The 14,433-nt window shown below is 64.5% G+C and carries 9 protein-coding genes; 7 read left to right on the top strand and 2 right to left on the bottom strand.

Annotation, left to right across the window (positions count from 1 at the left end; genetic code table 11):
- Positions 1–51: 51 nt before the first annotated feature.
- The 4 genes from RP6297_RS20510 to RP6297_RS20495 all read left to right on the top strand — a co-directional run bounded on the left by RP6297_RS20510 (position 52) and on the right by RP6297_RS20495 (position 8,663).
- On the top strand, positions 52–3,186 hold the full coding sequence (locus RP6297_RS20510; RefSeq protein WP_009240585.1) for an MdtB/MuxB family multidrug efflux RND transporter permease subunit: 3,135 nt from the start codon (positions 52–54) through the stop codon (positions 3,184–3,186).
- The gene (locus tag RP6297_RS20505; protein ID WP_009240584.1) at positions 3,183–6,284 is read left to right on the top strand and encodes a multidrug efflux RND transporter permease subunit; all 3,102 of its coding nucleotides are present in this window, start codon (positions 3,183–3,185) and stop codon (positions 6,282–6,284) included. Before RP6297_RS20510 ends, RP6297_RS20505 begins: the two co-directional genes overlap by 4 nt.
- A 2-nt stretch (positions 6,285–6,286) precedes the next feature.
- Positions 6,287–7,792, top strand: coding sequence for an efflux transporter outer membrane subunit (locus RP6297_RS20500; protein ID WP_009240583.1), 1,506 nt, complete (start codon positions 6,287–6,289; stop codon positions 7,790–7,792).
- A 307-nt stretch (positions 7,793–8,099) separates the two neighbouring features.
- The gene (locus RP6297_RS20495) at positions 8,100–8,663 is read left to right on the top strand and encodes an acyloxyacyl hydrolase (RefSeq protein ID WP_009240582.1); all 564 of its coding nucleotides are present in this window, start codon (positions 8,100–8,102) and stop codon (positions 8,661–8,663) included.
- A gap of 78 nt (positions 8,664–8,741) precedes the next feature.
- Here the strand turns inward: RP6297_RS20495 and RP6297_RS20490 are convergent, their stop codons facing one another.
- On the bottom strand, positions 8,742–10,082 hold the full coding sequence (locus RP6297_RS20490; RefSeq protein ID WP_009240581.1) for a sensor domain-containing diguanylate cyclase: 1,341 nt from the start codon (positions 10,080–10,082) through the stop codon (positions 8,742–8,744).
- Positions 10,083–10,735: 653 nt separating this feature from the next.
- Between RP6297_RS20490 and RP6297_RS20485 the strand changes: the two genes are divergently transcribed.
- Positions 10,736–11,218 (top strand): hypothetical protein, encoded by a 483-nt coding sequence (locus RP6297_RS20485; protein ID WP_009240580.1) that lies wholly within the window; start codon positions 10,736–10,738, stop codon positions 11,216–11,218.
- Between the two features lie 16 nt (positions 11,219–11,234).
- Here the strand turns inward: RP6297_RS20485 and RP6297_RS20480 are convergent, their stop codons facing one another.
- Positions 11,235–11,747, bottom strand: a complete 513-nt coding sequence (locus RP6297_RS20480; RefSeq protein ID WP_009240579.1) for a GtrA family protein — start codon at positions 11,745–11,747, stop codon at positions 11,235–11,237.
- Positions 11,748–11,865: 118 nt separating this feature from the next.
- Here RP6297_RS20480 and RP6297_RS20475 point away from each other — a divergent pair, with 118 nt between their 5' ends.
- Positions 11,866–12,771: a flagellar brake protein gene (locus RP6297_RS20475; RefSeq protein ID WP_009240578.1), complete on the top strand. Its 906-nt coding sequence runs from the start codon at positions 11,866–11,868 to the stop codon at positions 12,769–12,771.
- Positions 12,772–12,995: 224 nt separating this feature from the next.
- Positions 12,996–14,411 (top strand): bifunctional diguanylate cyclase/phosphodiesterase, encoded by a 1,416-nt coding sequence (locus tag RP6297_RS20470; RefSeq protein ID WP_037028578.1) that lies wholly within the window; start codon positions 12,996–12,998, stop codon positions 14,409–14,411.
- Positions 14,412–14,433: the final 22 nt, after the last annotated feature.

Raw genomic sequence — 14,433 nt, 5'->3', positions numbered from 1 at the left:
AGTCGTGCATTGCGTGCACTCGCCTGACGAAGTTTTCTGTTCCGAGCTGGCATGAATCCCTCCCGAATCTTCATCCTCCGGCCCGTGGCGACCACGCTGTTGATGGTCGCCATCCTGCTCTCGGGCCTGGTGGCTTATCGGATGCTGCCGCTCTCTGCGCTGCCCGAAGTCGATTACCCGACCATCCAGGTCACGACGCTGTATCCGGGCGCCAGCCCCGACGTGATGACGTCGTCCATCACCGCACCACTGGAGCGGCAGTTCGGGCAGATGCCCGGCCTGAAACAGATGACGTCGTCCAGCTCGGGCGGCGCCTCGGTGATCACGCTGCAGTTCGATCTGTCGCTCTCGCTCGACATTGCCGAGCAGGAAGTGCAGGCGGCCATCAACGCAGCCGGCAACCTGCTGCCGAACGATCTGCCGATGCCGCCGATCTACAGCAAGGTGAATCCGGCCGACGCGCCGATCCTCACGCTGGCGATCACCTCCAATACGATGCCGTTGCCCAAGCTGGAAGACCTGGTCGACACGCGCATCGCGCAAAAGCTGTCGCAGTTGCCCGGCATTGGCCTGGTCAGCATCAGCGGCGGGCAGCGGCCCGCCGTGCGCATCCAGGCCAATACGTCGGCGCTGGCGGCGCTCGGGCTGTCGATCGACGATATCCGCACCGCCATCGGTACCGCCAACGTCAATGGGGCCAAGGGCAGCTTCGACGGCCCGATGCGCGCCTCCACCATCGACGCCAACGACCAGCTCAAGTCGGCCGCCGAGTACAGCAAGATGATCGTCGCCTACAAGAACGGCGCGCCCATCCGCCTGACCGACGTGGCGCAGATCGTTGACGGCGCCGAAAACAGCAAGCTGGCCGCCTGGTCCAACACCACCCCCGCCATCATCCTGAACGTGCAACGCCAGCCTGGCGCCAACGTGATCGAGGTGGTCAACCGTGCCAAGGCGCTGCTGCCACAGTTGAAGGAAACGCTGCCCGGCAACGTAGAGGTATCGCTGCTAACCGACCGCACCACGACGATCCGCGCCTCGGTATCGGATGTGCAGTTCGAACTGATGCTGGCGGTGGCGCTGGTCGTGATGGTGATCTTCCTGTTCCTGCGCAACGTGCCGGCCACGGTCATTCCGGCGGTGGCGGTGCCGTTGTCGCTGGTCGGTACGTTCGGCGTGATGTACCTGGCAGGCTTTTCGATCAACAACCTCACGCTGATGGCGCTGACCATCGCCACCGGCTTCGTGGTGGACGATGCGATCGTCATGATCGAAAACATCGCGCGCTACATCGAAGAGGGTGACCCGCCGATGGAAGCCGCGCTCAAGGGGTCCAAGCAGATCGGCTTCACGATCATCTCGCTCACCTTCTCGCTCATCGCGGTGCTGATTCCGCTGCTGTTCATGGGCGATGTGGTGGGGCGGCTGTTCCGCGAGTTCGCCATCACGCTGGCGGTGTCGATCCTGATCTCGGCCGTGGTGTCGCTCACGCTCACGCCGATGATGTGCGCACGCCTGCTCAAGCACATTCCCGAAGCCGAGCAATCGCGCTTCTATCACGCTGCGGGCGCGTTCTTCGACAACGTCATCGCGCGGTACGGCCGCATGCTGCAATGGGTGCTTGACCGGCAGAAGACGACACTGCTGGTGGCCATCGGCACGCTGGTGCTGACGGGGCTGCTGTATGTCGTGGTGCCCAAAGGCTTCTTCCCGGTGCAGGACACGGGCGTCATCCAGGGCATTTCGGATGCGTCGCAGTCGATTTCGTTCTCGGCCATGGCGGAGCGGCAGCAGAAGCTGGCCGAGGTGGTGCTGAAAGACCCTGCGGTGGAGAGCCTGTCGTCGTTCATCGGCGTGGATGGCGTGAACACGACGCTCAACAGCGGGCGCATGCTGATCAACCTCAAGCCGAAGGATGAACGCGACGCCGATGCCACCGAGATCATCCAGCGCCTGCAACCCGAACTGGCCAAGGTGGCCGGTATCTCGCTGTACATGCAGCCGGTGCAGGACCTGACGATTGAAGACCGTGTCAGCCGCACGCAGTACCAGTTCACCGTGGAAGACCCGGACCCGAACAACCTATCGAAGTGGGTGCCCAAACTGGTTGAACGCCTGCAGCAGACCCATGAGCTGCGCGACGTGGCGAGCGACCTGCAGGACAACGGCCTGCGCGCCTACGTGCAGGTCGACCGCGACAAGGCGGCCGTGTACGGCATCACGATGGCGGCGGTCGACAGCGTGCTGTACAGCGCCTACGGCCAGCGCCTGATTTCGACCATCTTCACGCAATCGAACCAATACCGCGTGGTGCTCGAAACGGACCCGAAGATGCAGCTGGGGCCGCAATCGCTGTATGACCTGCACGTGGCATCGAGCAGCGGCCAGCAGATTCCCTTGGGCGCGTTTGCCACGGTGGTGGAACAGCCGGGCTCGCTCGTGGTGAACCATCAGGGCCAATTTCCGGCGGCAACCATCTCGTTCAACCTGGCGCCGCGTGCCTCGCTGGGCGCGGCGGTCGACACCATCAATGCAGTCGAAGAGGAAATCGGCCTGCCGGCTAGCATGCAGACCAGTTTCCAGGGCGCAGCGCTGGCGTTCCGAGCGTCGCTTTCGAACCAGTTGTGGCTGATCCTTGCGGCCGTCATCACGATGTACATCGTGCTGGGCGTGTTGTATGAAAGCACGATCCACCCGGTGACCATCCTGTCTACGCTGCCGTCGGCCGGCGTGGGCGCCCTGCTCTCGCTGCTGGTGTCGGGCAAGGACATGGGCATCATCGCCATCATCGGGATCATCCTGCTGATCGGTATCGTCAAGAAGAACGCGATCATGATGATCGACTTCGCGCTGGAGGCCGAGCGTGATCAGGGCATGGCTCCGCGCGACGCCATCTACCAGGCGTGTCTGCTGCGCTTCCGCCCGATTCTGATGACCACCATGGCCGCGCTGCTGGGCGCCCTGCCCCTGATGCTCGGCACCGGCGTGGGCTCCGAGCTGCGCCAGCCGCTCGGCATCACGATGGTGGGCGGCCTGCTGGTCAGCCAGGTGCTGACGCTGTTCACCACGCCGGTCATCTATCTGGCCTTCGACAACCTTGGCGCACGCATACGCGACTGGCGCGCGCGCCGTGCCGCGCGGCGCCACGGTGCGGCTGGTGCCAACGAATCTGGCGGGCCGCGATGAACCTGTCCGCCACCTTCATCGCGCGGCCGGTTGCCACGGCGCTGCTGACCATCGGTGTGGCCCTGGCCGGTATCGCGGCGTTCCGCCTGCTGCCGGTGTCCCCGCTGCCGCAGGTCGATTTTCCGACCATCTCGGTCAACGCATCGCTGCCGGGTGCCAGCCCCGAGACCATGGCGGCTACCGTCGCGACGCCGCTGGAGCGCTCGCTCGGCCGCATCGCGGGCATTACCGAGATGACCTCGTCCAGCTCGCTCGGCTCGTCACGGATCACGCTGCAGTTCGATCTGTCGCGCGACATCGACGGCGCCGCGCGCGATGTGCAGGCGGCCATCAATGCTTCGCGCAGCCTGCTGCCTTCGGGCCTGCCGAGCAACCCGACGTATCGCAAGGTCAATCCGGCCGATGCGCCGATCATGATCGTGGGGCTGACGTCCGACACCAAGTCGCGCGGCGAGTTGTACGACGCGGCCTCAACCATCCTTGCGCAGAAGCTGTCGCAAATCAACGGCGTGGGCCAGGTCTCCATCGGCGGAGCTTCGCTGCCGGCAGTGCGGGTCGAGCTGAACCCGATGGCGCTGAACAAGTACGGCATCTCGATGGAGACCGTGCGCACCGTCATCACCAGCACGAACGCGAACAAGCCCAAGGGCATGATGGAATCGGGCGAGCGTGTCTGGACCATCTACGCCAACGACCAAGCCAAGAAGGCCGTCGAATACCAGTCGCTCATCATCGCCTGGCGCAAAGGGTCGCCGGTGCGGCTGGCCGACGTGGCCGAGGTGACTGACAGCGTGCAGGACATCCGCAACTACGGCTCGGCCAACGGCAAGCCTTCGGTGCTGCTCATCATCAGCCGGCAACCGGGCGCGAACATCATCGACACGGTCGACCGCATCAACGACGTGCTGCCGTACCTGCGCAACACCATTCCCGCGCAGATCAACCTCGATGTGATGATGGACCGCACGCCCACCATCCGCGCCTCGCTCAAGGATGTGGAGCGCACGCTGGTGCTGTCGATCGCGCTGGTGATCATGGTGGTGTTCCTGTTCCTGCGCAACGTGCGGGCGACGCTCATTCCGAGCGTGGCGGTGCCGGTCTCGCTCATCGGCACATTCGGGGTGATGTACCTGTGCGGCTACAGCCTCGACAACCTTTCGCTGATGGCGCTGACCGTGGCGACAGGCTTTGTCGTGGACGATGCCATCGTGGTGCTCGAGAACGTCTCGCGCCACATCGAAAACGGCATGCGCCCCATGCAGGCGGCGCTCAAGGGTGCGCGCGAGGTCGGCTTCACGGTGGTGTCGATGAGCTTTTCGCTGATCGCCGTGTTCATTCCGCTGCTGATGATGGGCGGCATCGTGGGCCGGCTGTTCCGGGAGTTTGCGGTGACGCTGTCGGTGGCTATCCTGGTGTCGCTGGTGGTATCGCTGACCACCACGCCGATGATGTGTGCGCGCTTGCTCAAGCCCGCCGCCGAGGAAGAACACGGCTGGTTTCACCGCAAGACCGAAGGCTTCTTCACCTTCCTGCTCGACCTCTACCGCAACTCGCTGGCATGGGCGCTGCGGCACAGCTGGTTGACGCTGCTGATCCTGCTGGCCACGGTGTGCCTGAACGTCTACCTGTACATCATCGTGCCCAAGGGGTTCTTCCCGCAGCAGGACACCGGCCGGGTGATCGGTTTCATCCAGGCGGACCAGTCGATCTCGTTCCAGGCGATGCGCACCAAGCTGACCGACTTCATCACCATCGTTCGGCAAGACCCTGCGGTGGAGAATGTGGTGGGCTTTACGGGCGGCAGTCAGCGCAATACCGGGCAGATGTTCATTCAGCTCAAGCCGCTGGCCGAGCGCAGGATGTCCGCCGACCAGATCATCAACCGGCTGCGCGGCAAGCTGGCGGGTGAACCCGGCGCGAGTCTGTTCCTGCAATCGGTGCAGGACATCCGCGTCGGCGGTCGAGCCAGCAACGCGCAGTACCAATACACACTGCAGGCCGACGACCTGAACGAGCTGCGCGCGTGGGATCCGAAGATCAAGCAGGCGCTCACGCAGGTGAAATCGCTGACGGACGTCAACACTGATACGCAGGACAAGGGCCTGCAGACGTCGCTCGTCATCGACCGCGACAAGGCCAAATCGCTCGGCATCAACCCGAGCGATATCGACAACGCCCTGAACAACGCGTTCGGGCAGCGCCAGGTATCGACCATCTACAACCCGCTCAACCAATACCGCGTTGTGATGGAAGCCGCGCCGCAGTACTGGCAAAGCCCCGACGGCCTGCGGGACATCTACGTCATCACGGCGGCGGGTGCGCAGGTACCGCTGTCGACCTTCTCGCACTACGAGCCCACCAACACGGCGCTGGCGGTCAACCACCAGGGGCAGTTTGCGGCAAGCACGATCTCGTTCAACCTCGCGCCGGGGGCATCGCTGTCCGGTGCCACGCAGGACATCCAGGACGCGATGAACCGCATCGGCGTGCCGTCCTCCGTGCATGGAAGCTTCCAGGGCACCGCCAAGGCGTTCCAGGATTCGCTCTCGAGTCAGCCGGTGCTGATCCTGTTTGCGCTCATCACCATCTACATCGTGCTGGGCGTGCTGTATGAGAGCTACGTCCACCCGATCACGATTCTCTCTACGCTGCCCTCGGCAGGTGTCGGGGCGCTGCTGGCGCTGATCATTACCGACACGGACTTTTCGATCATCGCGCTGATCGGCGTGATTCTGCTCATCGGCATCGTCAAGAAGAACGCCATCATGATGATCGACTTCGCGCTGGAGGCCGAACGGAGCCAGGGCATGAGCCCGGCGGATGCAATCTTCCATGCCTGCGTACTGCGCTTCCGGCCGATCCTGATGACGACGATGGCTGCGCTGCTCGGCGCCCTGCCCCTGGCCCTCGGCCACGGCGACGGCGCGGAGCTGCGTACGCCGCTGGGCATCTCCATCGTCGGCGGGCTGCTGGTCAGCCAGATCCTCACGCTCTACACCACGCCGGTGGTCTACCTGGCGCTCGACCGGCTGCGCCTGCGTCGCGCCGGCCGCAGCAAAGACGCACCGCTGCCCGCATTGGATTCGCAAGGAAGCTGAACATGACAAGAGGCACTCAAGCCCTTCGCACCTCATTGCTCGCGCTGGCCGCGTGCGCGCTTATCTCGGCCTGCGCGGTCGGGCCCGATTACAAGCGCCCCGATGCCGAAGTGCCGCAGCAATACAAGGAAGCCGGCGACTGGAAAGTCGCCGACCCGAGCGACGCCATTGCCCGCGGCAAGTGGTGGGAGATCTTCAACGACCCGCAGCTGAACACGCTGGAAGAACAGGTGGCCGCCGCCAACCAGAACATCCTGGTGGCCGAGGCACAGTACCGCCAGGCCCAGGCGCTGGTGCAATCGGCGCAGGCTTCGTTCTTCCCGACGCTGGGTGCCAGCGCGTCGGCCACGCGCAGCCGGTCCGTACGTACCTCGATCAACCCGGATGGCAGCCTGTCAACCGGCAACCCGAGCCTGCTGAACTCGCAAAATCTGTCGCTCAACGCAAGCTGGGAGCTGGACCTGTGGGGCCGCATCCGCCGGACGGTCGAGTCGAACCAGGCCAGCGCGCAAGCCAGCGCAGGCGATCTATCGTCCGCCTTGCTGTCGGCGCAGGCGGCCCTTGCGCAGAATTATTTTCAATTGCGTGTCACGGATACCCAAAAGGCCGTCCTGCAGCGCACGGTTGCCGATTACGAGCGGTTTCTGAAGCTCACGCAAAACCAGTACGCCGTGGGCGTGGCGCAGCGCTCGGATGTGCTGACCGCGCAGACGCAGCTCAAGCAGTCGCAGGCGCTGCTGCTGGATACCGAAGTCACCCGAGCGCAGCTTGAGCACGCCATTGCCGTGCTGATCGGCAAACCGCCGGCGGAGTTCTCGCTGGCCCCAGCCACTGCTGCGAGCGCCGCCGACCTGCCGGCCCTGCCTGCCATTCCGCTGCAAGTGCCATCGGCCGTGTTGGAGCGCCGACCCGACATTGCCGCCGCCGAGCGCCGCATGGCCGCTGCCAACGCGCAGATCGGCGTGGCCAAGGCCGCATACTTCCCGACGCTTTCGCTGGGTGCCTCAGCCGGCCTGGCGGCCAACACGCTTTCGCGCCTGGCAACACTGCCTAGCCGCGTCTGGTCGATCGGCCCGACCCTGGCGGCGACGCTGTTTGATGGCGGTGCGCGTGCGGCCGCCGTCGACAAGGCCGGCGCTGCTTACGATGCATCGGTCGCAACGTACCGCCAGACCGTGCTCGGTGCATTCCAGGATGTCGAAGACAACCTCGCCGCGCTGCGCTGGCAAACGCAGGAATTTGGCGTACAGGCCGATGCCGTCAAGGCCGCGCAGGAAGCCGCGCAGCTCAACCTGAACCGTTATCGCGCAGGCACGGTGAGTTTCCTGGAAGTCATTACCGCACAAGCCACGGCCTACAGTGCCGAGCGCACGCTGCTCACACTGCAGGGCAAGCAGTATTCGGCAGCGGTGCTGCTGGTGAAGGCGCTGGGAGGTGGGTGGCACGGCGAAGTGCCGTTGGTCGGCAAGGCCGCACTGCAGCCGGCATCCGCGCCTGCCGCCCAATAACTCTTTCGGTGTTGTGTTGCCGGCGGCCGACGACGTTTCGCCGCCGGCAATGTCCCCTTGTGCGTAAGCACGCACGCAGTCGGATAGTTCCCCCTATAATCGTCGGAATTTATTTCAGACCGTCCCGATCATCGGGGCCGGCGGGTGCAGCAGCGGGCGCGCAAATTGCGTCGTCCGGTGCCTTGCAAGCCCGCCGCCGGTGCAATCCCGACCGTCTGTTTGCCTGCCACCACGTCCGCCGCGCGCGTGGTTGCCGACGCAGTTGCCCCGATTCACGCGCGCCGCTCAACTGATTCTGCTCTCTCTGATGATCCGATCCGCGCTTCCCCGTTCCGCCAAGCTGCTGGCCGCCGCCCTGGGTGCCGCCACGCTGTTTGCTGCCCTGCCCGCTCAGGCCGACCCGTCCGTGCGCGCCATCTACGGCAAAGACAACAAGCACGGTATCGAGAAATACGGCGTCGACCTGGATTTCGACTCGGGCTTCCACTGGGGCAACCCGCAAGGCTGGTTCGTGAACCTGGATTGGGAAGTCGCGCTGGGCCAGTGGCGCTCGACCAAGGGCACCAACCGCCAAAACATCACCGAATTCGGCGTGACGCCGCTGTTCCGCCTTGAAAAGCGCGGCGGCTCGTGGGTACCGTTCATCGAGGCTGGTGTAGGCCCGCGCTTGCTGTCGCACGTCAGCACGTCCAACGAGCACTATTTCAGCACGGCCTTCCAGTTCTCCGACATGATCGGCGTGGGCGTGGCCTTTGGCAGCAAGCAGCAATTCCAGATGGGCTACCGCTTCGAACACCTGTCGAACGCGTCGATCAAGCGCCCGAACCCCGGCACCGATCTGAACGAGCTGTACTTGCGGTACACGTTCTAAGACCTGAGCGTTTGCAACGCTTGAAGAAAGACGGCCTGCCTTGCGGCGGGCCGTTTTGTTTTAGCGCGCAGTGATGGACTAGCGGGCGTCGGCTTCGCCGTCGAGATCGCGATCGCGCGATCGCATGCCCATCAGCCGCTCGTAGTTGAGCGATGCATGGAAACCCAGGCCGTTGCCACCGGCACGTTTGACTTCATACATCGCGGCGTCGGCATTGCGGATGAGCGTCTGCGCGTCGTGCCCGTCGGTCGGGTACAACGCCACGCCAGCACTCACGCCCAACGACAGCACGTGGCCTTCCACACGGAAGGGCGTCTGCAATTGTTCGATCAGACGCTCCACAGTTTGCGTCACATCGTCGCGCGTGGCGCAATGCGTGAGGACGGCGACAAATTCATCGCCGCCCAGGCGCGCCACCGTGTCGGAAGCGCGCAGCCCGCTGCGCAACCGCATCGCCGTGGCCTTCAGGACGAGATCTCCCACCGCGTGGCCATACTCATCGTTGACGGGCTTGAAGCGATCGAGATCAATGAACACCACGGCAACCTGCCCGCGCGCGCGACGCGCCGCCTGAATGGCGACGAACAGGCGATCGCGAAGCAAACGTGCGTTGGGCAAGTCCGTCAGCGGATCATGCAACGCAAGGTGGTGCGCCTGGTCCAGCGCCGTGCGCCGCTTTGTCACGTCGAGCAGCGTGCCGCTCACACGCGTGGCCATGCCGCGGGCATCGCGCTCGGTCACGCGCCCGCGCGCAGCCACCCAGATCCATTGGCCATGGCGCGCGCGCATGCGCTGCTCGATTTCAAAGCTGTCGGCATCACCGCGCATATGGCGATAGATGCGCCGCGCGCTCAATGCGGCGTCCTGCGGATGCACCATGGCGAACCACGCATCCGGATCGTTGGACAGATCGGTCGGCTCGTAGCCGAGCATGTCGGCCGTCCGGCGGTTGAACGACACATGCCGTGCACGCGTGGACCAGTCGAACGTACCCAGCCCGGCGCCGTCCAGCACATAGGCCAGCCGTTGCTCCGACGCGCGCAGCGATTCCAGCGCCAGGCGCCGCGCGGTCACGTCCTGCATCTGCACGACGAGGTGCTGGTTGCCGTGATCGTGCGCCACCGCCACGTCGGTCTGCACCCACACGGTGGTGCCGTCTTGACGGACCAGGCGCGTTTCCATCGACAGCGCATCGCGCTGGCCGGTGAGCAGCGACTCGATGCCGTGTCGCGTGCGCTCAGTGTGATCGGGGTGGCACAGGTCGAACAGATCGCGCTTGCGCAGCGCCTGTGCTTCGTGACCGGTCAGCGCGCACAGCGCTCGGTTCACGTCGAGGAAGCGACCCTCCGGCGCGCACAGGCCGATTCCTATCGGCGAATGTTCGATCGCAGCCTTGTACAAGTGGTCGTCCTCAAGCATGGCGATGCTGTTTCGCGAATGCGGCAGTCCCGGGGGTGGTTGATGTGGTGGCCATCGCGCCGCCGGGAGCCCTATGACGCAATGGTTGCGTCGGGCGCGCGCGGTGGGCGTTGGCGTGATCCCCGTAACCGGTCTCGTGGTCTGCGTGGACCAGTTGGCAGCTGGCACTGACAGACCTTGGTGCGTTGCAAGCGCACGAATCGAGGCGGACTATAGAAGCCGCGAGTTAACGGGGCAATCCCTTCCCGCGAGGGGACATGGACCCCGAGCGCGCTTTGGGTCCCCTCGTGCGCGAGATGACGCGAAGGAAACGCGCCCCGCGTCATTCCCGTCTGCGTTTGTCGACGTCGATTGTCGACTCTTGCCCAGCGTCGCCGGACACTTCACAACTGTACACCGTCCCCCCGCCGCGAAGCAGCTAGCCGTTCGGTTAGGTCGAGTAGACACTGCCAACACGCAATCGTTTGCCACCCCGGTGGGCAACGATCTCCACATTGTGAATGTCTTAAGGTGAAAACAAGGCCCCCAGCCTCATCCGGAAGGACGAAACGCGCAAAGGGCCGGCTCCGTTACTATTCTTCAATATCGCTTCAGGGGGGCGAATTCAAACACGGCGAGCCGCGGCAACAGCGCACGCGGTTGTGGGAGGTCGTATGGAATTGAGCTTTGTCGCCCCCGGCACGCAGACGCATCGGTATGCGCTCAAGCTAGCGGGCCTGCCCGAAGGCACCGGGCCCGGAACGACGCCAGTCGATCCAGCCTGGGTGGACGATGCCCTCACCGCCGCGGTGCGCGTATTCGACGCGCACCGCGTGCACTTTGCCGACGCCTATTTCGCCTATCGCGCACGTGAAACCGCGCAGCATCCCAAGCGCACCGCCGGCAAGACCACAACTGCCCGCGTTGCCGGCGATCTTCACGACGATACGCCGCTGCTCGCGGATACGTTTGCGATTGCGCAGCTGGCGGCACTTGTCTCGCTGGAGGCGTCCGGCGTGGCCGATGTGATCGACATTCACCTGGTGGTGGAGCGCCTGCGGGACGATGCCCCTGTCCCGCCCGCTGACGGCATTGGTGACGTGACCTTCGTTTCGGAAACCGGCGTCGGCGTGCAGAGCGCGGCAAGCCGGCACTAACGCGCACGGCAGCGCCTCAGGGCCCGTTGTGCGTGGGCCGTGCCGGCACGATGATCGGTTGGGGCTCCGTTGGCGCGGCGACGGCATCGGCGTCACGAAACGTCCAGTACCGGTGCACCAGGAAGTTGAAGATGGCCGTGATGGACGAGGCAAACACCTGCGCGATCAGGTAATACAAACCGATCCCCAGGCCGACGGCCATGATGGTCGCATTGCACCCCAACGCGAGAAAGGCCACCAGGCCAAAGCGCACCATCGCGCCGATATGCCCACGTGTGCTGTTGAAGACGGCCTGCCGGCTGATGAAGTAGTTGAGCGTGGCACCGATCACGCTGCCCGCCACCGACGCCCGCCACGGCGAGACCCCCACCTGCACGAGCCCGAACAGCACCACATAGTGCGCCAGCGTTGCACCGCCGCCGATGACGACATAGCGAGCAAACTGCTCCACCGCCGCCCAGAAATGCCGCCGAAACGCCATGCGCGTGCCCACCCCATCCACGTTGGAACCGACATTGTGCTCGATCATGGCTGCAGGGCCGCAACTCGCGTGCCAGCCTTCCTGCACAATAAGTGCGCTTAAAGTTGTGCAACATTTGGCCGTAAAGAAACGTGGGGCCCCGCGCGGGCGTGGGCTCCCTATTGCCATGCTCGAACTTCAACCTCTCGACATTCCGCTTGCGATTCCCCTGCCGTGGCCGATGCTTGACGCCGACGGGCAGTTGCTCGTCCCGAAGGGCGATGTCATCCACTCGCCGGAAGAAATCGACCTGCTGTGTACGCTGCACCGCCCGCATCGTCAGCCGGACAGCACGCCCACGCCTGCGCCGGCGTTTGCCAATACGCAGTTCCCCAACACGATGTTCCCCGACATGGGGGACGACCTTGACGGTGAACGCACGATCGCCATGGAGCTGCTGGGCCTGCGCCCCGGCGGCATGCTGACCGTGCGCCTGACCGCAGGCGCCGGGCAAACCAAGGGCACCGCGCGGGTAATAGGCTACAGCCCGCAGCGCCACCTGCTCATCACCATGCCCATCGACGGCGGCCGCGCAGTCATGCCGGTCAAGGATGAATTGGTGGACGTTCACGCATTCTCGGGCGAGGGCATCGCCACTTTCGAATGCACGGTCATGGCGGTAAGCCGCATCCCGTTCGAATACGTCGTGTTGTCGCCGCCGCGGCGGATCAAGAACCGCGCGTTGCGCAAATCGCTGCGCGTGCGCGCCAACGTGGTCGGCAAGATGCTGGTGAGCGGCGACCCGCCACGCATGATCCATATCTCCGACATCAGCACCACGGGCGCGTCGTTCCGCTCGGCGCATCGGCTGGAAGTGAGCGGCGCGCCTGCGCGTCTGCGCTTCCGGGTGAAAACGCGCGACTACCATTCCGAACTGGTGGCTGCTGCGCTGGTGCGCAGTGAAAAACCGGCCGACCTGCCCAACGTGTATCAATATGGCGTGGAATTCGTCGAGTTGGTCGCCGCCCAAAAGATGCTGCTGCAGTGCTTTATCTATGAACAGTTGCTTTGGGGTGGGCAGCGCATGGTGTAACGTGGAAACAGCACTGATATTCGCATCTTTTTGATCAGAATTAATTAGCGTTAAACGTTAAAGGCGTTCGCCTGATCCACGCAAAAAGATGCTGGGAAACGGCCATCATGGCTGCCTTTAGGCTTATGATGCCGCAGGCTTACCTGTGACAAAGCATTACAATTGACGGCGCCCCGAGCGCACGCATTTCCGTTTTAAAGGTATTTGCAGGACGATCCCCATTTATGAGCCGCGCAAGGTCTGCCGCGCCATCGAGTCTGGATCCCATCTCCGGATTGCCCGACCGCGGGCGATTCGTCCAATTGCTGGCTGCCATGCCTCAGCCCGCACGCCAGGATGCAATCGGCGCCCTGCTGCTGATCGGCTTCGACCATTTTGCCGAGGCGACCAACACGCTCGGGCCCTTGGCAGCGCGGGAGGTCATCGCCGAATGTGCATCGCGGCTTGAGGCGCTGAGCGTGCCCGCCGCGGATGGCAACGCACCCATCGTCGGGCGCATCGGCCCCGAGACTTTTGCCGTTGCCTGCCCAGACTTCGTCTCGGCACAGGATGTACATGATCTGGCGCGGCGGATTTCTGCGGCACTCACGCGACCTTTCATCACGCATGGTTACGAGCTGGTCTGCTCTTGCAGTATCGGCATGACGCTTTTCGAGGGCATGCCCTCCGATGCGGCACGGCTGATTGAACAGGCCGACCGGGCACTCTATGGTGTTCAGCACGGTGCCGAACCAAGCCCCGCGCTGTATGCCCCGGCGGCCATGCCCCCAGGCACGGGCACCAACGTCGCCCGCGCCGACGGATACGACGCCATCGCCGAGCACCCGCGCCTGGCCGCCCAACTGCGCCACGCGCTTGCACGCCGCCAGTTCAGCCTGAACCTGCAGCCACAACTGAGCCTGACCGACGGACGGATCGTCGGCTACGAATTCTTGCTGCGCTGGAGCTCACCCGAGCTGGGAGGCGTGGCACCGGCGGATTTTCTGCCGATCCTGGAGCAGACCGGCGACATTCGCGAGGTGGGCCACTGGGTGCTCGACAGCGCAGCCCAGATGCTGGCCGGACTGCTGCGCGAGGAATCCGAGCGCGCGGGACGCAACAGCCGGCATCAGCCGGGCGTGCATGCAGCCGTCAACCTGTCGGTTGCACAGCTGCTCGATCCGCAATTGAGCGACGTCGTGCGCGACATTGCCGTGCGCCACGCGGTGCCGACCACCCGGCTTGTCTTCGAGATATCGGAACACACGCTGCACCGTGCCAACGGCTCGGCGCAGAAAGCGGTGGAAGCCCTGCACGCTTGCGGCGCGCGCGTGGCGGTGGAAGACTTTGGAGCCACCGCGCACAGCCTCGATTGCCTGGCAACGTTCCGCCCCGTTCAGGTCAAGCTCGACCAGGCGATCGTCAACGCAGTGAGCAACGCGAGCGATCACACGGTGCTGCAACGCCTGGTGACTGCCGCGCATGGTGCGGGCGTGCCCGTCATCGCAACGCGCGTGGAAACCGCCGCACAGCTCCATGCCTTGCGCGCCTGCCGGTGCGACGTGATCCAGGGCTACCTGCTCTCGCAGCCCTTCCCGGCCCGCTGGATCGACGACACACAAGACGTGATTGCCGAGCGCGCGCGCGATCTGATGCCGTAAAGGAAAATGCCCTCCCGCCTGT

This window comes from Ralstonia pickettii, from assembly GCF_016466415.2.
Taxonomy (GTDB): Bacteria; Pseudomonadota; Gammaproteobacteria; order Burkholderiales; family Burkholderiaceae; genus Ralstonia; species Ralstonia pickettii.
This window is presented reverse-complemented; position numbering and strand designations above follow the sequence as displayed.